This window comes from Flavobacterium gelidicaeli (assembly GCF_013294005.1).
Classification (GTDB): domain Bacteria; phylum Bacteroidota; class Bacteroidia; order Flavobacteriales; family Flavobacteriaceae; genus Flavobacterium.
In genome coordinates, this window is sequence record NZ_JABSNK010000011.1 from 62,822 (window position 1) to 82,248 (window position 19,427).

Consider the following 19,427-nt stretch of genomic DNA (forward strand, 5'->3'; position numbering starts at 1 on the left):
CATTTATTTATGATTAAAAATAAAAACAGCTGCTCCGTCCCCTTTTTGTATAACCTTCATATCTTTTGAAATGGAATTTTCTCCGTAGTTATGGATAGTCTGGTTATTTCCTTTTTGAATAAACTCTGTATTTACATCATTACTAGTCCTATATAGAGAAATATCTTTAATCGTATTATTTTGTCCCTCTTGAATCACTTTTTGTTTCAAGTCGTTAACTTGTTTATCTAATTGTAATCTATTTTCATCTCCTTTTTGTAAAACATCAAGAGCTAAAACTTTAGCCGATATTTTTACATTAATAGAGTTATAGCTACCGATTTGATTAATATTTAAATTTTCGTTTTGATAATAATCCTTTTGTAGATTATTTTTTTCATTTTTAAAATTAATCTGGGATATCAAATGAAACCTCATTTCTTTAGAAAAGTCACTTAAGGAACTTGTCTTTTCACTACCTATACCCTCCAAAATATTCTGACTAATAGCCATTTGAGAAAATGAAAACACAATTAAAAGTATGTATATTTTAGTTTTCATAATATTAGTTTAAAAAAAAAGAGGTAGTTCATTACTAAACTACCTCTTTTATATATTTAATTAATTAGTCTTGATGAACGTTTACTGAATTACTGTTTCCTGTTTGAGAAACAATACTCATTTGCAATCCGTTTTCTTGTACAACTCTACCAAAGTTATTATCACCTAGTTGAGCAATAGTAGACCAGTTATCATTTCCAGATTGTCTAGTTATAGCCTCATTTTTGTCTCCTGTTTGTGTAGCCCAAGCTTTGTTACGATTACCGTCCTGACTAGTTATTGCGCTATTTTTATCACCTGTTTGAGTAGACCAAGCTTTATTTAAATTACCAGTTTGAGTAGTTTTAGCATAATTATCCTCCCCATTTTGAGTTTGTCTAGCCATATTTCTGTTACCATCTTGACGAATAATAGCTTCACTTCCTTTAGCTAAGTTAGACAAAGTACTTTGAGTTTGAAAAGCGGTGTTTTTATCCCCATCTTGTTTAACAAAAGCTGTGTTTCTATCAAAGCGTTGTGTTTGAGTAGACTCATTTTTAGAACCATCTTGTTTAGCAGTAGCTTCGTTTTTTTCAGCATAGCCTACACCTTGGTCAATTGTAGCTAAATTAAATTCATCTTTTTGCACAACTGTAGCAATATTTTTATCACCATGTGATCCAATAATAGCTTTTTGATTATCTCCAGACTGCTTAACATATGCCTCGTTTTTAAAACCTCCAAAACCAAAATTCATTCCGTCTTGAGTTACTTCAGAAACATGTTTGTCTCCTGTTTGCATAATGTTTGCTGAATTGCTGTTACCTGTTTCTGTAACAATACTGTAATTTGCTGCATAGGTAGAAACTGGAGCTCCTTGAGCCAAAACCATTGCCGATCCGAATAGCATCGCTGAGACGCTTAAAATTACTTTTTTCATAATAAATATATTTAATTGGTTATTAATACAAGTTATTATGTAGGTTTTAAAAAAGTTGTGGGGAAACTTTTTTATTTAATGTAGGCCTAAAAAAGTGATTTGGGAATCTCTCTCATTAATATCTCGTAAAACATTAAACATAATGATTAACTTTTTCCGAATTATTACATTTCAAAGATATAAAAGTATTCCAGAAAAGACCCCCGTATAAATACTTGTTTTTCAAATAATTAACTATTTTTCGATAAAAAGCAATTCTAATCCGATGAAATGCATTTATTTAAAAATCATGTATAAGAAAACAATTACCTATCTACTATTGAGCAATAAAAATAAAGTTTATCACAACATTTACAATAAAAAAATAAACATACTGCAATCATTATCACTATTAAACAAGTTATTGTCATTTAAACAAAAATAATGTAATCAATAATAATTATGTCTTAAACTACATTAAGATTCCCTTATACATCAACCCGTAAATTTTTATAATAGTGAGCTAACATTAAGCAAATTAATTCCTAAAATTGATATTATTAAAAACAAAAAAACCGCCTCAATAATGAAGCGGTTATAATTATAAAGTTGTTTAAGAATTATTTTGTAAACAACAATTCTCTATATTTAGTTAAAGTCCATAATTCATTATCAACTAAAAGTTCTAATTTATCACAGTGCTCTCTAATTATTTCAAAGTAAGGCTTAACATTATCACAATAAGCCTCAGCCATTTCCTGAGCATCTGTTAAAACATTTGCTTTCTTTCTTTCATTAGTCATTTCAAGAACCTTAGAATTGATTCCTTCAATATGTTTAGAAATAGATTTTATGATTATGATTTGCTCTTTAGCAATTTTTTCAAAATCATCTCCAAAGATATCTTTCAATCCTTTTACGTTTTCAATTAGTGTGTTTTGGTAACGTATTGCTGTTGGAATTACGTGATTTGTAGCAATATCTCCTAAAACTCTTCCTTCAATTTGAATTTTCTTAGTGTACTCTTCTAATTCAATTTCATAACGAGCTTCAACCTCTATATGATTCATGATTCCCATACTAGAAAATAAATCTAAAGCTTGTTTTGATGCTCTTGCTTTCAAAGCTTGTGGAGTAGTTTTAAAATTACTCAAGCCTCTTTTAGCAGCTTCAATTTCCCAAGCTTCACTATATCCATCTCCTTCAAAAAGAATTTTCTTAGAATGCTTGATATACTCTCTTAAAACGTTGAAGATAGCATCATCTTTCTTCATGTCTTTTGTTTCGATCAATGAATCTACTTCTTTTTTAAAGTCTTTTAATTGTTTTGCAACAATAGTATTTAAAGTAGTCATCGCGTTAGAACAGTTTGCAGTAGAACCTACCGCTCTAAACTCAAATTTATTTCCTGTAAAAGCAAATGGTGACGTTCTATTTCTATCTGTATTATCGAGAATTACTTCTGGAATTTTACCAACTACATTTAGTTTTAGATCTGTTTTTTCTTCAGGAGATAATTTTCCTGTAGTAACACCTTCTAACTCTTCTAATACTTTAGTCAATTGTGCTCCAATAAAAACAGAGATAATTGCAGGTGGCGCTTCATTAGCTCCTAATCTATGATCATTACTTGCTGTAGCAATTGCTGCTCTTAACAACGCTTCGTGATCATTTACCGCTTTAATTGTGTTAATAAAGAAAGCTAAAAACTGTAAATTAGTCATTGGTGTCTTACTCGGACTCAACAAATTTACTCCAGTATCAGTAGCCAGCGACCAGTTATTATGTTTTCCTGAACCATTAACTCCTTTAAATGGTTTTTCATGAAGTAATACTTTTAAATCATGACGTTCAGCCACTTTTTGCATTACATCCATCAATAGACAGTTGTGATCCACAGCTAGATTTGTCTCTTCAAAAATAGGTGCAAACTCAAACTGGTTTGGCGCTACTTCATTATGACGTGTTTTAACTGGAATTCCAAGTAACATACATTCTTGTTCAAGATCTCTCATGTACGTTAATGCACGAGTAGGAATAGAACCAAAGTAATGGTCATCTAACTGTTGTCCTTTTGCAGATGTGTGTCCTAATAATGTTCTTCCAGTCATCATTAAGTCAGGACGAGACTCTGCTAACGATCTATCTATCAAGAAATATTCTTGCTCCCAACCTAGTGTAGCAGTAACCTTCTTTACATTTTTATCAAAATATTTACAAACATCAGTAGCTGCTTCATCAATTGCAGATAATGCTCTTAATAATGGAATTTTATTATCTAATGCTTCTCCTGTATAAGAAATAAAAACAGTAGGAATACATAAAGTTGTACCATATATAAACGCAGGAGATGTTGGATCCCATGCAGTATACCCTCTTGCTTCAAATGTATTTCTAATTCCACCATTTGGAAAACTAGAAGCATCTGGTTCTTGTTGTACTAATTGTGCTCCACCAAATTTCTCTACTGGATCACTACCATCATAAGATGTTTCAAAAAAAGCATCGTGCTTTTCAGCTGTAGCACCTGTCAATGGTTGAAACCAGTGTGTATAATGAGTAACACCTTTTGCAAGTGCCCATTCTTTCATACCCATTGCGATATAATCAGCTAATTTTCTGTCAATTTTAGTCCCGTGCTGTACCGCTCCTTGAACTCCTTTAAGAGCATCTGAAGTCAAATATTGCTTCATGGCCTTTTCATTAAAAACATTTGAGCCGAAAATAGCAGATTTCCTGCCTGTTTCTTCAAATTGTACTGGTTTTCTAGTTGAAGCTTCTCTTAAAGCTTGGAAACGTATTGTTGACATAATTTTTTTTTTAATTAAACCCCCGTTAATAGAGTGCAAATATAGAATAATTATCACTTTAGATGAAATTTACCTCCTTTTTTTAAGGGTACATCTTCTAAAATTACACATTTATCAAAAACAACCGTCTTAATTACCAACCTACTCAATTTTATAGCTAAATTTTGCAATTATCGTATTCTGCTAGTATTCAGAGTTAATTACTTGTCACGTATTAACTGTTCTAAGAATTATTTAGAAATTAGGAGTAAAAAATAATTTGTTTTTATAAATTACACAAGGATTTTATTGCTAATCAAAGGTAAATTTAAAACTAAAAAAAAAGGAATCAGGTTTTAATAAGGGGCGTAATTGCTCTAAATAAAAAAAGGAAATCTCACGATTTCCTTTTTTTATATTACATAATCCAAAAGTATTAAAAATTAATTGCCTTAACTTGGCTTTCATTAATATTTAAAGAGGAAACAACATCTAGATAATTATTTTTATCAATTGTTGTTGACATAGTCCCTGGTACAATTACAATTCTAAACGTTTGATTATTAATGTAGGCTGGTGTCAAAGCTAAATCATAAGTAGCGCTAACATAAATACTAAAATCTTCTTTACTAAAATCAAAATCATATTTCACTTCACCCTGTGTTGCATTTATTGTATTAGGAATCAGGCGCCAAATAGGATCATTTGATGTCGTAGTTCCTGTTTTTCTATAAATCAATATATTTTCCGAAGACAATATAACTGGAGTGAATTTTTGATAAATTGTGTAACCAACTACAGGATCTTTCACAAAATCAAAATTATTAAGTTGAAAAACTTCACTATCCAATCCATTAAGTCCATCCAATCCATCTTGACCGTCAAAACCTGGAGCACCATCTGATCCACTACATCCAGAAACGATTACCATCCCTGCTAACATTACAAGTGTCATTATTTTTTTCATAAGTATAAAATTTAAAAGGTTCTTTTTTATTTTAATCAACCAAAGTTAAACATAAAAAAAGGAGATATGCATACCTCCTCTTCAACTATATTTTTAAAAATTAATCGTTTTGATTTGGTCGTCTTTTAGATTCAAAGCAGTTAAAACATCTACGTAATTCTTTTTATTTATTGATTTCGCAAAACTATCTGGGATAATTACGACACGCAAAATTTGGTCTAATCTAAAATTTGTTGGAACTGTTTTTAAATTACTACCCGTTAAGTACACTGTTACATCCCTATTTGTGTAATCAAATTCATATCCAAAATCAAAACTTCCATCATTAAAATAATGTGATTCTGGTAATAATTCCCAAACATTGCTACCCGACAAACGGTACACTAAAACCTCATCCGAAGAATAAATATTAGGGTTAAAAACGATTTGTTTACTATAATTGTTAGCCGCTACAAAAGAAGTTGGTACTTCAAAAACTTCAGTTCTAGGAGTGTTATCAACATAAACTTCCTCCGAAACTGTACAACTCTGCAAACTTAAAACAGCCACAAAGGCTAATAAGGTAAATATCTTTTTCATAATCTTTTTATTTAAATGGTTACTTTTTGATAGTATTCATTAACTGTGCCAAAAAATAGTACACGCTCTATTCAAAGTTTCAAAACACACAAAACAACTAACAATTACAGCAGCATATTATAGGCTTTACGCCAAAAAATAAAAAAATTAATACCAATAATTTATTTTATAAAATTTCCTGTACCATCAAATAAAACAATATTATTATTCCTAAATCTTGGCTTAGAGCCAAAGTAAAAAAAGCTATTGTATCTTATTTACTCTACCATAAACATATACACACTTTCCTTTTAACAAAGATTAATTCTTTTTTAATAACCTATTATGATTTGTTTCTTAAAGTGATTTGTAATTTTATATCAAACAAAATAATAACACACAAACTATACTATTATGAGTAAGAAAATAGCAATTTTAGCAACAAACGGATTTGAAGAAGTAGAGTTAAGTTCACCAAAAGAATATTTAGAAAAACAAGGTTGGCAAGCAGATGTAGTAAGTCCAGAAAGTGGAAGCATAAAATCATGGGCGTCTACTGATTGGGGGAAAGATTACAAAGTAGACCAAGAGTTAAAAAATGTAAAAGCTACTGATTACGATGCATTAGTATTGCCTGGTGGAGTTATCAATCCAGACAAATTAAGAACTGATGAAAATGCTTTATCATTCATTAAAGATTTCTTTGAAGCAGGAAAACCTGTAGCAGCCATTTGCCATGGACCTCAAATTTTAATTAGTGCTGGTTTAGTTAAAGGTAGAAAAATAACCTCTTACCCATCTATTAAAATTGATTTAATTAATGCAGGAGCAGACTGGCATGATCAAGAAGTGGTTGTAGACAAAGGATTAGTGACTAGTCGAAATCCTGACGATTTACCAGCATTTAATAAAAAAATGGTAGAAGAAATTAAAGAAGGAAAGCACTAACAACAAGTGTAATTCTCAATTAATGCAATAAAAAAATGCGGAAAGTGATTTCCGCATTTTTTTTGTTTTAATATTTCATATATATCCCGATAAAAATCGGGATAAGCGATTCTCTGCTTACATATTTCTTCTATATTGTCCTCCTACTTCAAACAAAGCAGCTGTTATTTGTCCTAGCGTACACACTTTTGTCGCTTCCATTAAATGATCAAACAAATTTTCGTTTTTAATAGCCGCATCTTGAATATTTTCCAATTGCACTTGCACTTGTTTGGCATTTGCTTTATGCAAATTCTCTAAAGTTTTAATTTGGAATTGTTTCTCTTCTTCAGTTGCACGAATTACCTCAGCTGGAATAACTGTTGGTGATCCTTTTGAACTTAAAAAGGTATTTACTCCAATAATTGGGAATTCACCCGTATGTTTCAATGTTTCATAATACAAGCTTTCTTCTTGAATTTTTGATCGTTGGTACATGGTTTCCATGGCGCCAAGAACTCCTCCACGCTCTGTAATTCTATCAAATTCTAATAAAACAGCAGCTTCTACCAAGTCTGTTAATTCTTCGATAATAAACGAACCTTGAATTGGGTTTTCGTTTTTGGCTAGACCTAATTCCTTATTAATAATCAACTGAATTGCCATTGCACGACGTACAGATTCTTCTGTAGGCGTTGTAATCGCTTCGTCATACGCATTAGTGTGCAACGAGTTACAGTTGTCATAAATAGCGTATAAGGCTTGTAATGTTGTACGGATATCATTGAAATCAATTTCTTGCGCATGTAAAGAACGTCCTGATGTTTGAATATGGTATTTCAACATTTGGGCTCTTTCGTTAGCACCGTATTTTGTTTTCATGGCTTTCGCCCAAATTTTCCTAGCCACACGACCTATAACCGCATACTCAGGATCTACTCCATTTGAAAAGAAGAAGGATAAATTAGGTCCAAAATCGTTAATACTCATTCCGCGACTCAAATAGTATTCTACATACGTAAATCCATTAGAAAGCGTAAATGCCAATTGCGTGATTGGGTTGGCACCCGCCTCTGCAATATGATATCCTGAAATGGATACCGAATAAAAGTTTCTTACGTTATTAGTAATAAAATACTCTTGAACGTCACCCATTAAACGTAGGGCAAATTCTGTTGAAAAAATACAAGTGTTTTGCGCTTGATCTTCTTTCAAAATATCTGCTTGAACCGTTCCACGTACTTGTGAAAGCGTTCTCACCTTTATTTCATTATATACATCCGCAGGTAAAACTTGATCACCCGTAACTCCTAGAAGATACAATCCTAAACCATCATTTCCTGCAGGTAAATCACCGTTGTAAACCGGGCGAGTCACTCCTTTTTCTTTATAAATCGCTTTTATTTTGGCTTCAACCTCTTTCTCTAATCCGTTTGCTTTGATGTACAATTCACATTGTTGATCAATTGCGGCATTCATAAAGAAGCCAAGCAACATGGGTGCTGGCCCATTTATTGTCATACTTACCGAAGTTAAAGCATGAACCAAATCAAAACCAGAGTATAATTTTTTAGCATCGTCAAGACAACAAATAGAAACTCCAGCATTACCAATTTTTCCATAAATATCTGGACGTACATGCGGATCATTACCATATAAAGTCACACTATCAAAGGCTGTTGATAAACGTTTTGCTGGCAATCCAGCACTTACATAATGAAAACGTTTATTGGTACGTTCTGGCCCACCTTCACCCGCAAACATACGGGAAGGATCTTCGCCTTCTCTTTTAAAAGGATACAACCCTGAAGTAAAAGGGAATTCTCCTGGAACATTTTCTTGCAAGCACCATCTCAAAATATCACCCCAAGCTTCGTATTTAGGCAAGGCTATTTTCGGAATTTGAGAGTGTGATAATGATTCTGAATGCGTTTTTATTTCGATTACCTTATCTCTCACTTTAAACGAGTAGATAGGATCTTTATATTTATTTACTTTTTCGTCCCAAGTCAAAATTACTTCCCAGTTGTAGGGATCTAAATCCATTTTTACTTTATCAAATTGATTCAGTAATAGGTTTAGGAAAATATTGTTTTCATCTTGTTCCCTAATAGCCGATGGATAAACTGATGTATCATCAATTCCCACTTTATTAATAACAGGAACATTACCTGAAACGGATTCTATCGTTTTGAAAATACCGTATAATTTTTGAGCAACTTTTTGTTGGCTCACAGCCGTTTCATCATATTTACGGTTACTCTCAGCAATTTCAGACAAATAACGCGTTCTATGTGGCGGAATCACAAAGATTTTCTCACTCATTTCACGAGTTACCTCAAAAGTAGATTTCAAGTCGGAACTTGTTTTTTCTACTACTTTATCCATAATCGATTTGTACAGCGTATTCATTCCAGGATCATTGAACTGCGAAGCAATGGTTCCAAAAACAGGCATCTCATCAGGATTTACATCCCATAAATTATGATTGCGTTGGTATTGCTTTTTAACGTCGCGAATGGCATCTAAAGCACCACGTTTGTCAAATTTATTAAGCGCTACCAAATCAGCAAAATCAAGCATGTCAATTTTCTCTAATTGAGTTGCTGCACCAAACTCAGGAGTCATTACATATAATGAAACATCCGAATGGTCCATAATCTCTGTATCTGACTGCCCAATTCCAGAAGTTTCTAGAATGATAATGTCGTATTTTGCTGCTTTGATTACTTGAATCGCATCAGCAACATATTTAGATAATGCTAAGTTAGACTGACGAGTTGCCAAAGAACGCATATAAACACGAGGATTATTGATCGCATTCATACGGATTCTGTCTCCTAAAAGCGCTCCTCCTGTTTTTCTTTTTGATGGATCCACAGAAATTAAACCAATTGTTTTTTCTGGAAAATCAATTAAAAAACGACGAACTAATTCATCGACCAATGACGATTTTCCTGACCCACCAGTACCTGTAATCCCTAGAACTGGAGTTTTACAGTTTTCATTCATTTTATGAATGGCTTCTAAAGCGGGTTTAGCAACCTCTGGGAAATTCTCAGCCGCAGAAATAATTCTTGCGATAGCTGTTGGATTTTTTGAGGCTAATTGCGCCACTTCATCTGTTAGTTTATTACCTGTAGGGAAGTCAGATCGTTCTACCAAATCATTTATCATTCCTTGTAATCCCATAGAACGTCCATCATCTGGAGCGTAAATACGTGTGATTCCGTATGCTTGCAATTCAGCAATTTCAGAAGGTAAGATTACTCCACCTCCACCACCGAAGATTTTAATATGACCTGCCCCTTTTTCTTTCAGCAAATCATACATGTATTTAAAATACTCATTGTGCCCTCCTTGGTAGGAAGTCAAAGCAATTGCGTTGGCGTCTTCTTGAATGGCAGTATTTACTACTTCTTCAACGCTACGGTCATGCCCAAGATGAATTACCTCTACTCCTGTAGATTGAATAATTCGTCTCATTATATTTATAGCTGCATCGTGGCCATCAAATAAAGAGGCTGCAGTTACTATTCTTACTTTATTCTTAGGAATATACGGTGTTTGTGGATTCATTTTGAGAATATGATAATTTTAAGTGTGCAATTTACAAAAATTTTTAATGATTGTAGAATCTTCCTTTGAGATGTTGATAAAAAAGCAGAAAACGTGATAATTAGCCCTGATGGAAGTGGCATCCCGCTTTGTAATTGCTGGTGTTCAGCAATTGCAAAGTGGATATAACGTACAGCAGGACAACTGCTCCTAAATATAACATAAAGTTACTGCTTCTAAAGAAAAATATGCTTCTCGGTATGATATAAATAGTATTTTTGAAAAATAAAATAAAGAAACATGAAAAAATTATTGATTTTAGTTGTCGTATTTACCCTTTCTAGTTGTGCCGAATTACAACAAATCGCCACACAATACCCTGGATTAGGAACTATTGGCACAGTAGATATTTCGGGCGGACTGAAAGAAGCCTTGAATAACGGAATCACGAAACAAGTAACAAAATTGACCGCTACGGATGGTTTTTATAAAAATGCAGCAGTAAAAATCCTTTTGCCTGAAGAATTACGAAAAGTAGATTCAGGATTAAGAAGCATTGGATTAAGTTCGCTTGCTGACGAAGGATTGAAAGTACTAAACCGCGCTGCCGAAGACGCAGTAAAAGAAGCGACTCCTATATTTGTGAGCGCGATTACAAACATGAATTTTACTGACGCAAAAACCATTTTACTAGGAAATAACATGGCGGCAACGACTTATTTACAAAACAGTACATCGACTGCTTTATATGCTAAATTTAATCCGGTGATTAAAAACTCATTTAGCAAAGTAGGCGCTGATAAAGTATGGACAAACATCATCAATAAATACAATAGTATACCGCTTGTAAACAAAGTGAATCCCGATTTGAATGACTACGTTACTACTCAAGCGATGAATGGCGTTTTTAAAATGATTGCTGTTGAAGAGAAGAATATTCGTACAAATATTAGCTCTAGAACTTCTCCTTTATTACAATCGGTTTTTGCTATGCAAGACAATAAATAATTAACACCTATTACCAAAAAACAACCAACCAAATGCAAAAAATCACTTTACTTATTCATTGCAAAGACCAAAAAGGAATTATTGCCGCAGTGACAAATTTTATAGTAAAAGTAGAAGGAAATATTACCTACATTGACCAACATGTTGATGTGGAGCAAAACGTTTTTTTCATGCGACTTGAAAGTGAACTGACTAATAGTACTATTTCTTTGGCTTCGATAAAAGAAGATTTTAAAAAAACTATTGCACACGATTTTAATATGCAATGGGATTTTTACAACAAGGATTTAAAACCAAAAATGGCTTTGTTTGTATCTAAATACAACCATTGCTTGTATGATATTTTAGGGCGCTACAGCGCAGGAGAATTAAACGTGGAAATTCCGTTGATTATTAGCAATCATATCGATTTAAAACCAATTGCAGACCAATTTAATATTCCGTTTTTCCATGTTCCTTTTACTAAAGACAATAAAGAGGCAGGAGAGCAAAAACAGATTGAGTTACTGCAAGAGTACGAAGTAAATTTTGTGGTTTTGGCTCGTTATATGCAAATCATAACACCAAAATTGATTGGCTTATACAAGAATAAAATCATCAATATTCACCATTCTTTTTTGCCTGCCTTTCCTGGTGCAAAACCTTACCATTCGGCTTTTAAACGTGGAGTAAAAATCATAGGTGCTACTAGTCATTATGTTACCGAAGAACTTGATGAAGGACCTATTATTGAACAAGATATTACTAGAGTTTCTCATATTAACTCCGTAGAGGATTTTATTATGAAAGGACGAGATTTAGAACGAATCGTATTGGCAAGAGCCATAAAATTACATGCCGAAAGAAAAGTAATGACATATAGCAATAAAACAGTAATATTTTCTTAGAAATAGACGCTAATTAAAGCAGCTAATTTCGGTTTCACCACTTACTGACTAGTTAAAACTGAGTTACAAAAAAAAAGCAAAAACTAATCACCAATAATAGTATTCTACACTTATTAATTAGTGGTTCAAAAAAATATTAAATCAAAATGTATTAAAAAGGCATAGTTTTAGATTATACCTATACAAAAATATTAAAAATGAAAAAATTACTACTATTACTATTGTTTATTCCTTTAATTAGTTCCGCACAATTCAAAGATTTGCTTAAAAAAGCGACTGATAAAGTTACCGAAATTAGCGGGTCAAATTCGGGATTGGATATTGCTGCTGGATTAAAAGAAGCCTTGAACAAAGGAGTTACAGAACAAGTTTCTAAATTAACAGAGGCGGACGGATTTTATAAAAATGAGGCCGTAAAGATTTTAATGCCCGAAGAATTAGTCAAGGTTGACAAGGCTTTACGTAAAATGGGAATGAGTAGTTTAGCTGACGACGGAATAAAAGCACTAAATCGTGCTGCCGAAGATGCTGTAAAAGAAGCGACACCTATTTTTGTTTCTGCAATACAAAACATGAGCATTACAGATGCAAAAAGTATTTTACTGGGTGCTGATAATTCTGCAACTAGTTATTTACAAAATTCTACAACCACTGCATTGTATGCGAAGTTCAATCCCGTAGTACAAACCTCGATTGGTAAAGTAGGTGCTGATGTAGTTTGGGGAAATATTATAAATAAATACAATACCTTGCCATTTGTTTCTAAAGTAAATCCAGATATTACAGATTACATTACTAACAAAGCGCTTGATGGAGTATTTAAAATGATTACTGTAGAAGAAAAAGACATTAGAAGTAACTTAAATGCAAGAACTTCTGACGTTCTTAAAAAAGTATTTGCTTTGCAAGATAAAAAGTAAAAAAACCAAAAAGTTGAGATCAAATCTTAACGTATAAACAACAAACTAATAACACAATATTAACAGCAATAGGTAAGCTTATGGTTTAACTTTGCAGGAGTAATAAACTGGTTATTTATTATTTGGTTTTGGTTAGTTAAATGTGCCAGCATCTTCTAGATGCTGGCATTTTTTATTGGGTATTACCCATAAATTGTAAAACTGCTTTATTGAAGATTACAGGCTGTTCTACATTCACAACATGCCCAGAGTTTTTTACCACAAATAGCTGTGATGTTTTATAATGACTAGCAACAACTTTACGTACTGAAGGCAGGAACATATAATCCTCTTCTCCCATAACATAAAGTGTAGGAATATTAAGTTCTACTTGTCTAAACCATTTTAATATGGGGTTTATCTCTGTGGTTAGTTTGAACCACTTTATAAACTCTTTCTGATACATTTTTTTAGCTTCGTTTATAAAGAGAATTCTAGATTGTTTATGATTTTTCTTGGGCATAATCACAAAAGCAAAAAACCGATATAAAACTAAATAGGGCATGACATTTTTAAAAGCATTACCAAGACGCATCAAAATTTGAGACCTGAAATTCATCTTTAAAATCGCTCCCCCCATAATCATGCTCTGCACACGTTCAGGATACATTTCGGCCAATTGCCTAATGAGAATTGTTCCTAATGAGATGCCTACAAAATGGGACTTCTCGATGTTTAAATGGTCTAATACTTCCCGAATATCATTGGCTAAAGCCGAAAAAGTATATTTTTGTTTAAAAGCTGCTTTTAGGGTATTTTTAGAGTTTCCATGACCGCGCAAGTCTAATAATAAAACATTGTACTGTTTTTTAAAATCTCTAATTTGCCTGAACCATATAGAAGAACTCCCTCCTGCACCATGCACAAAAGTCACCCATTGGGCATTTTTATTGTTTTCGTATAGGGTATAACTAATCACGCTTTTTTTTTGCAAAAATAGCATAATATTTCCAATTACTACTGTTGCTTTTTTTACACAAAAAAAGGGACCGTTAAATCAGGTCCCTTTTAGTAGTATCTTATTAATTGTTTTACAACGAATTTATAAATTCTAAGAGTTTATTTCTATCCGTTGCCGAAAGTTTTTTAAAGCTACTTTTAGATTGTTGGGCTTCACCACCATGCCATAAAATAGCTTCGGTTACGTTTCTAGCCCTTCCATCGTGCATTAAATTTGTATGCTTATTTACTGTGTTAATTAAACCAATTCCCCATAAAGGCTGCGTTCTCCACTCAGTTCCCGAAGCTTCAAAATCCGGAGCGTTATCTGCTAAACCTTCTCCCATATCATGCAATAATAAATCAGTATACGGTCTAATAATTTGATTACGTAAGGCTGTAATAGCATGCGTATTTCCAGTTTGCACCTTAGCAATATGGCAACTCGTGCAATTAATTGTTTCGAATATTTTTTTCCCCTCTAAAACATTTTGCTCCGTATAATTTCTTCTAGCAGGAACTGCAAGCGTACTAGAATATAAGGCGACTCTGTTTAAATTAAGATCCGTGATTTCAGGAGCGCCTCCGTTAGGAATTGCATCACAATCTACACCAGGCGGACAGTTTTCATCAGGAAATAAACTCGATGTTATTCCGATATCTCCAGAAAAAGCTGCTGCTACCTGTTGACGCACATTTGGTTGGTTAGCTTTCCAGCCAAAGCGACCTATTTTTTTAGAATTAGAGGCAATATCATAGACATAGTTAAGTTTTCCTGAGATTCCGTCATTATTACTATCATTAGGGTCTGCCCATTTTAATAATGTACTTTCATCAATTGCTTCTAAAAGCCCTAAACCTATCATTTGATTGGCTACTCTAGGAGATACTTTTATAGCTGAAGCAAATGCACCATACCCCAGACTATTAAAGATATAATTCGGTTTTTGAAGTACTACCGTAGTTCCATCCTCAAAAGTCTCTGTGATATCCTGATAAATTATATTGAACTTTCCTTTTACAGTTTGTCCCAATATAGCGTTGTCTTGTAATTGTCCACCATAAATAGGGTCGGGAAAATAACTTCCGTTAGCATTAACACCTGAAATACTTAAACGAAGTAATAAACCATGCGCTGTTTCACCATCTACTAAAGGCGGTCTTCCTCTACCATCCTTAAAATGGCATCCAGAACAGGAAACGGCATTAAAAAAAGGTCCTAAACCATCTCTAGCAGTGGTAGAAGAAGGAGCAGTAACCCAACTTTGACGGAAAAAGGAATTCCCTATCCCAAAATCACCTTCTTCCTCAAAAGTCAAATTAGGAGCTGAGAAACCAAATGCCTCTTCAGTAGCATTAAAAAAGGTAGTCTCACCACCTGAAAATTGCTCTCCTTCTTCAGCAGTAAGCGGAATGTATTTATCATCACTACTACTGCAGCTAAGAAATTGAAAGCTAATCAACAAAACCAAAATTTTTACATTATTCTTCATTGCTTTAAACAGAAAAAAGTGTCCTAAAAAAAGGACACTTTAGTTATACATATTTTATTAAATTATCCGTTAACGGTAATTCCAATTTTTGAAGCTCCAGCTAATAAATTAGCGCCTAAACTTTTAAGAGCGATAACTGCCGCGTTAACTTTAGCACCTTCTACAGAGTCGATTCCACCGGAAATGGCTAAATCGAATGGCGTCAAAATTGCACTTACTTTAGTCAATGAAGCATTAACAGCAACATCAGTATCATTGTAGACATCAACATTAACTTGTTTTACTAAATCTTCTAACGAAGCACCATCAATTGTACCATATTTACCTTGGTACACATTGATAACACCTTGTAAGTTTAGTGCAATATCTCTATGCGTATTGTCACTAAAACAAGAATGTTCATCTTCTTGATCTGCATTTCCTAAAGCCACATACATGCGCTCAACAGGTAATTCAGCTGAAACAAGAGTTGTTATCCCTAAGTATATATTTTTGATTGCTTGATCATCTGATAATGCTAAGAAAGTATTTCTATAAACACCATCTACTTTCCATTGGTTAACCATATATTCTAGATTATCAGTCAATAAATCAGCACATACTTTTAAATAAGCCGCTCTACGAAGTTGATTTGCAGCTGTTCCATTTATTCCTACAACATAATCAGTATAAGGTCTTAATCCAGCTTTTTTCTCAGAAGGGGCAGTTAAATCCTGTCCCCAAAGTAAAAATTCAATCGCATGATATCCTACACTAATATTCTTTTCTCCACCATTTTCATTTTCAGCTTCTAAAAATGCTTTATCGATAATAGGAAAAGTAATAGGATCGTTAATGATTCCTGAAGCACTTGCTCCATCTACATAATCAATGTAATTTTCATCTAATGGCCAAGCATTCATCAAGCTTTCTGGTCCGTTTTCATCATCGATAGGTCCATTTGCAAAACGGAAAGCTTCTGTTGTACCGTAGCTTTCTCTTGATTGTTTCCATTTAGATTTTGCTGCATCAAAATTAGCTTGCGTTGGCGCATCTGTAAAAGCATTTATAGCAGTCTCTAAAACTACAGCGTCATCATAAGCTTGTTTATAATTTGCGTAAGCAATATTCACATAGTTTGCTACAACCTCCTTTTTGGTCACAGTTGTAATATTGTCAGCATTATCATCTGTACTATTACAAGAGAAAGTAAAAGTCGCAAGTAATAAAAATAAGGATGTCCTTAGAACCACTTTTTTCATATTATTATTATTTAGAATAATTAAATTTAAGGCAAAAATATAGGGTTTGTTTGAATTGACAAAGCTAATTTAGATTTATTTTAAATAAATTTTTAGATTAAATTAAGGTATCGTTATTTGGATTTTTTAGCATTAATAATGATTGTTTAAAAGTTATTTAGAAATAATCTAAACAAAACTTGCCTATCAATAAATGCTTTATATCTTTGCGGAAATTATTTTTATTTAATCTTAATAACCAATATGAAATATTCTAAATTAATTTTCGCTTCGGCAATTGTTGCATCATTATCTATTACATCTTGTTCAAATGACAATGATGATACCACTGTAAATTATACTATTCCGGCAACCTATACTTTCGAGAGAAATAGCGTTACCTCTGTTGATTATTCTGGTCAATCTAGTAGATTATTGATGTTAGAAGAAATGGGGAATTATATTAAAACAGCTGCAACTGCAGGAACTATTGTAGACAATGCAGTTCTATCTAACATGTACAGCAATACTAACAATCCGTTTTCTACAACTGAATTAAATACTTCAGGTAAGCAATTAAAAAACAAAACTGCAGCGTCAAAAGATTATTTTGAATTATTCCTAGGCGGCGGAAGCACGGTAGAAAAAACAAATGTTCAAGCTTTTTTTGAAACACAATTAACATTTGCTAACCAAGCTAGTTTAGGTACTGTAGCTTCGGCTGGTTTAGCAGGATCTTACCTTGATGGTTCAAGTTCAAGATTATTTGCCGCAAATGGATTAGAGCCGCAACAAGTTCTTTTAAAAGGAATGATGGGTGCTGGTTTTATGGATCAAGTTGTAAACAATTATCTAAGTAAAAATAAACTAGACGAAGCGAGTAATAAAATCAATAATACTAATAAAGTACTTGAAGAAGACAAGGAATACACAACAATGGAGCATGCTTGGGATGAAGCTTACGGTTACATATATGGTGCAGATGGCACAAAATACTGGAGTAGTTATATTTCACAAGTAAATGCTGATAGTGATTTTAATACCTTAAAAACAGATATTGATTTGGCTTTCCGTACTGGTAGAGCTGCAATTGTTGCTAATGATTACACCACTCGTGATGCGCAAATTGATATTATCAAAGCAAAACTAGCCTTAGTTCCTGCTGTAAGAGCGGTTTATTATTTACAAGATGGTAAAGGAAAACTAACTACTGATGGTGGGGCAAAAGCTTTCCACGCACTTTCTGAAGCTTACGGTTTTATTATTTCATTACGTTATACAAACAAACCAGGTACTAACAATCCTTACTTATCAAAAACGGAAGTTGATGCTATGTTAGCCTCAATGGTTAGTGGTACAAATGGATTATGGGATATTGATACTTTAGGAGCTAAACTAGACACCCTTTCTACACAAATCGCAACAACATTTGGTTTTACAGTGGAGCAAGCTGCTACAGTAAATTAATTTAGAATAAATACAGATAAGTACAATAGGTTTTGTATTTTTGCCAAAAATAAGACAACATGAAGAAGAAACTATTTATATTTTTTAGTGCATTACTTACTATTGCAGCTTGTTCATCTAGCGATAGCACCGATGAAACAACAGCATCAAGCAATTTTGATAGGAAAGCGCTTTTAACAAATTGGGCTGACAACATTATCATCCCTAGCTATACTAACTATCAAGCTAAATTACAAATCTTAGCAACAGATATTACCGCTTTTAACGCAACTGCAAACGAAGTTAATCTTGCAGCAGTAAGAACTTCTTGGTTAGAAGCGTATAAAGCATATCAATATGTAGCCATTTATAGTTTTGGGAAATCAGAAGATCTTAATTTAAAAGAAACTGCCAATACCTACCCTACTAATGCCGCTGAAATTGAAAGCAACATTATGTCTGGTGGATATAACCTTTCATTATTATCTCAATTTGACAAACAAGGTTTTCCTGCTTTAGATTATTTAATCAACGGTTTAGGAACTACTGATGCTGAGATTGTGACTTTTTATAGCACTAATGCAAATGCTGGCAAATACCAAAAATACTTAACTGATGTTACTTCAAGATTAAAAACAACAGCCGATGCCGTTTTGACTGACTGGAACTCATCTTACAGAACTACTTACATTGCAAATAGTGGAACTTCAGTAAGTGGATCTGTAAATATAACAACAAACGTATTTGTCAAAAATTTAGAAAAGGATGTACGTTCTGGAAAAATTGGTATCCCTGCAGGTGTTTTCTCTACTGGCACAGCTCTTCCTGAAAAAGTAGAAGCCTTCTATAAAAAAGATGTTTCAAGAGAGTTGCTAAATATAGCAGTACAAGCATCACAAGATTTCTTTAACGGAAAACACTTTAACAACACTACAACTGGTGAAGGTTTAAAATCTTACCTAGATTTTGTAAATGCTATGCGAAGTGGCCAAAAGCTAAGCACTATTATTAATGATCAGTATGTAGCAATAATTGCTTCAAATAACACATTAAACGCTAACTTTTTTACTCAGATAACTACTGATAAAGCTAAAATTCTTATTGCTTACGACGTTTTACAACAAAATGTTGTTTATACAAAACTAGATATGATGCAAGCATTAAATATCACTATTGATTATGTTGATGGTGACGGAGATTAATAAAGTCTAAAATACAACAGACTTTTGATAATTAGC

15 protein-coding genes are annotated in these 19,427 nt (G+C 33.1%); 6 read left to right on the forward strand and 9 right to left on the reverse strand.

Annotation, left to right across the window (positions count from 1 at the left end; genetic code table 11):
• Positions 1-3: 3 nt before the first annotated feature.
• The 5 genes from HNP99_RS14485 to HNP99_RS14505 all read right to left on the reverse strand — a co-directional run bounded on the left by HNP99_RS14485 (position 4) and on the right by HNP99_RS14505 (position 5,773).
• Positions 4-540 carry a hypothetical protein gene (locus HNP99_RS14485; RefSeq protein ID WP_173854103.1) on the reverse strand — a complete coding sequence of 179 codons (537 nt, stop codon included), beginning with the start codon at positions 538-540 and terminating at the stop codon, positions 4-6.
• Positions 541-604: 64 nt separating this feature from the next.
• Positions 605-1,459: a hypothetical protein gene (locus HNP99_RS14490; protein WP_173854104.1), complete on the reverse strand. Its 855-nt coding sequence runs from the start codon at positions 1,457-1,459 to the stop codon at positions 605-607.
• A gap of 599 nt (positions 1,460-2,058) precedes the next feature.
• A complete protein-coding gene (locus HNP99_RS14495) occupies positions 2,059-4,248 on the reverse strand; it encodes a glutamine synthetase III family protein (RefSeq protein WP_173854105.1) in 2,190 nt (729 codons plus the stop codon).
• Between the two features lie 415 nt (positions 4,249-4,663).
• The gene (locus tag HNP99_RS14500) at positions 4,664-5,194 is read right to left on the reverse strand and encodes a hypothetical protein (RefSeq protein WP_173854106.1); all 531 of its coding nucleotides are present in this window, start codon (positions 5,192-5,194) and stop codon (positions 4,664-4,666) included.
• Positions 5,195-5,287: 93 nt separating this feature from the next.
• On the reverse strand, positions 5,288-5,773 hold the full coding sequence (locus HNP99_RS14505) for a hypothetical protein (protein WP_173854107.1): 486 nt from the start codon (positions 5,771-5,773) through the stop codon (positions 5,288-5,290).
• 393 nt (positions 5,774-6,166) lie between these two features.
• On the opposite strand from HNP99_RS14505, the gene HNP99_RS14510 reads away from it, so the two are divergent.
• On the forward strand, positions 6,167-6,700 hold the full coding sequence (locus HNP99_RS14510; protein ID WP_173854108.1) for a type 1 glutamine amidotransferase domain-containing protein: 534 nt from the start codon (positions 6,167-6,169) through the stop codon (positions 6,698-6,700).
• 117 nt (positions 6,701-6,817) lie between these two features.
• Here the strand turns inward: HNP99_RS14510 and HNP99_RS14515 are convergent, their stop codons facing one another.
• The gene (locus HNP99_RS14515) at positions 6,818-10,258 is read right to left on the reverse strand and encodes a methylmalonyl-CoA mutase family protein (RefSeq protein WP_173854109.1); all 3,441 of its coding nucleotides are present in this window, start codon (positions 10,256-10,258) and stop codon (positions 6,818-6,820) included.
• A 279-nt stretch (positions 10,259-10,537) separates the two neighbouring features.
• On the opposite strand from HNP99_RS14515, the gene HNP99_RS14520 reads away from it, so the two are divergent.
• The 3 genes from HNP99_RS14520 (at position 10,538) to HNP99_RS14530 (ending at position 13,052) form a co-directional block, all read left to right on the forward strand.
• The gene (locus HNP99_RS14520; RefSeq protein ID WP_173854110.1) at positions 10,538-11,245 is read left to right on the forward strand and encodes a DUF4197 domain-containing protein; all 708 of its coding nucleotides are present in this window, start codon (positions 10,538-10,540) and stop codon (positions 11,243-11,245) included.
• A gap of 32 nt (positions 11,246-11,277) precedes the next feature.
• Positions 11,278-12,132: a formyltetrahydrofolate deformylase gene (gene purU / locus HNP99_RS14525; RefSeq protein ID WP_173854111.1), complete on the forward strand. Its 855-nt coding sequence runs from the start codon at positions 11,278-11,280 to the stop codon at positions 12,130-12,132.
• A 197-nt stretch (positions 12,133-12,329) separates the two neighbouring features.
• Positions 12,330-13,052, forward strand: coding sequence for a DUF4197 domain-containing protein (locus HNP99_RS14530; protein WP_173854112.1), 723 nt, complete (start codon positions 12,330-12,332; stop codon positions 13,050-13,052).
• Between the two features lie 172 nt (positions 13,053-13,224).
• Here HNP99_RS14530 and HNP99_RS14535 read toward each other — a convergent pair whose 3' ends face one another.
• From HNP99_RS14535 to HNP99_RS14545, 3 genes are all read right to left on the reverse strand, one after another.
• Positions 13,225-14,010 carry an alpha/beta fold hydrolase gene (locus tag HNP99_RS14535; protein WP_173854113.1) on the reverse strand — a complete coding sequence of 262 codons (786 nt, stop codon included), beginning with the start codon at positions 14,008-14,010 and terminating at the stop codon, positions 13,225-13,227.
• A 112-nt stretch (positions 14,011-14,122) separates the two neighbouring features.
• Positions 14,123-15,523, reverse strand: coding sequence for a di-heme oxidoreductase family protein (locus HNP99_RS14540; protein ID WP_173854114.1), 1,401 nt, complete (start codon positions 15,521-15,523; stop codon positions 14,123-14,125).
• A gap of 62 nt (positions 15,524-15,585) precedes the next feature.
• Positions 15,586-16,764 (reverse strand): imelysin family protein, encoded by a 1,179-nt coding sequence (locus HNP99_RS14545; RefSeq protein WP_173854115.1) that lies wholly within the window; start codon positions 16,762-16,764, stop codon positions 15,586-15,588.
• 243 nt (positions 16,765-17,007) lie between these two features.
• On the opposite strand from HNP99_RS14545, the gene HNP99_RS14550 reads away from it, so the two are divergent.
• Positions 17,008-18,210, forward strand: coding sequence for a DUF4856 domain-containing protein (locus HNP99_RS14550; RefSeq protein ID WP_173854116.1), 1,203 nt, complete (start codon positions 17,008-17,010; stop codon positions 18,208-18,210).
• Between the two features lie 59 nt (positions 18,211-18,269).
• Positions 18,270-19,391, forward strand: a complete 1,122-nt coding sequence (locus tag HNP99_RS14555; RefSeq protein ID WP_173854117.1) for an imelysin family protein — start codon at positions 18,270-18,272, stop codon at positions 19,389-19,391.
• Positions 19,392-19,427 lie beyond the last annotated feature (36 nt).

Bases quoted from the DNA above. Each gene is read 5' to 3' on its own strand.
- HNP99_RS14485 (WP_173854103.1), bottom strand. From the start codon at position 540: ATGAAAACTAAAATATACATACTTTTAATTGTGTTTTCATTTTCTCAA.
- HNP99_RS14490 (WP_173854104.1), bottom strand. From the start codon at position 1,459: ATGAAAAAAGTAATTTTAAGCGTCTCAGCGATGCTATTCGGATCGGCA.
- HNP99_RS14495 (WP_173854105.1), bottom strand. From the start codon at position 4,248: ATGTCAACAATACGTTTCCAAGCTTTAAGAGAAGCTTCAACTAGAAAA.
- HNP99_RS14500 (WP_173854106.1), bottom strand. From the start codon at position 5,194: ATGAAAAAAATAATGACACTTGTAATGTTAGCAGGGATGGTAATCGTT.
- HNP99_RS14505 (WP_173854107.1), bottom strand. From the start codon at position 5,773: ATGAAAAAGATATTTACCTTATTAGCCTTTGTGGCTGTTTTAAGTTTG.
- HNP99_RS14510 (WP_173854108.1), top strand. From the start codon at position 6,167: ATGAGTAAGAAAATAGCAATTTTAGCAACAAACGGATTTGAAGAAGTA.
- HNP99_RS14515 (WP_173854109.1), bottom strand. From the start codon at position 10,258: ATGAATCCACAAACACCGTATATTCCTAAGAATAAAGTAAGAATAGTA.
- HNP99_RS14520 (WP_173854110.1), top strand. From the start codon at position 10,538: ATGAAAAAATTATTGATTTTAGTTGTCGTATTTACCCTTTCTAGTTGT.
- purU (WP_173854111.1), top strand. From the start codon at position 11,278: ATGCAAAAAATCACTTTACTTATTCATTGCAAAGACCAAAAAGGAATT.
- HNP99_RS14530 (WP_173854112.1), top strand. From the start codon at position 12,330: ATGAAAAAATTACTACTATTACTATTGTTTATTCCTTTAATTAGTTCC.
- HNP99_RS14540 (WP_173854114.1), bottom strand. From the start codon at position 15,523: ATGAAGAATAATGTAAAAATTTTGGTTTTGTTGATTAGCTTTCAATTT.
- HNP99_RS14545 (WP_173854115.1), bottom strand. From the start codon at position 16,764: ATGAAAAAAGTGGTTCTAAGGACATCCTTATTTTTATTACTTGCGACT.
- HNP99_RS14550 (WP_173854116.1), top strand. From the start codon at position 17,008: ATGAAATATTCTAAATTAATTTTCGCTTCGGCAATTGTTGCATCATTA.
- HNP99_RS14555 (WP_173854117.1), top strand. From the start codon at position 18,270: ATGAAGAAGAAACTATTTATATTTTTTAGTGCATTACTTACTATTGCA.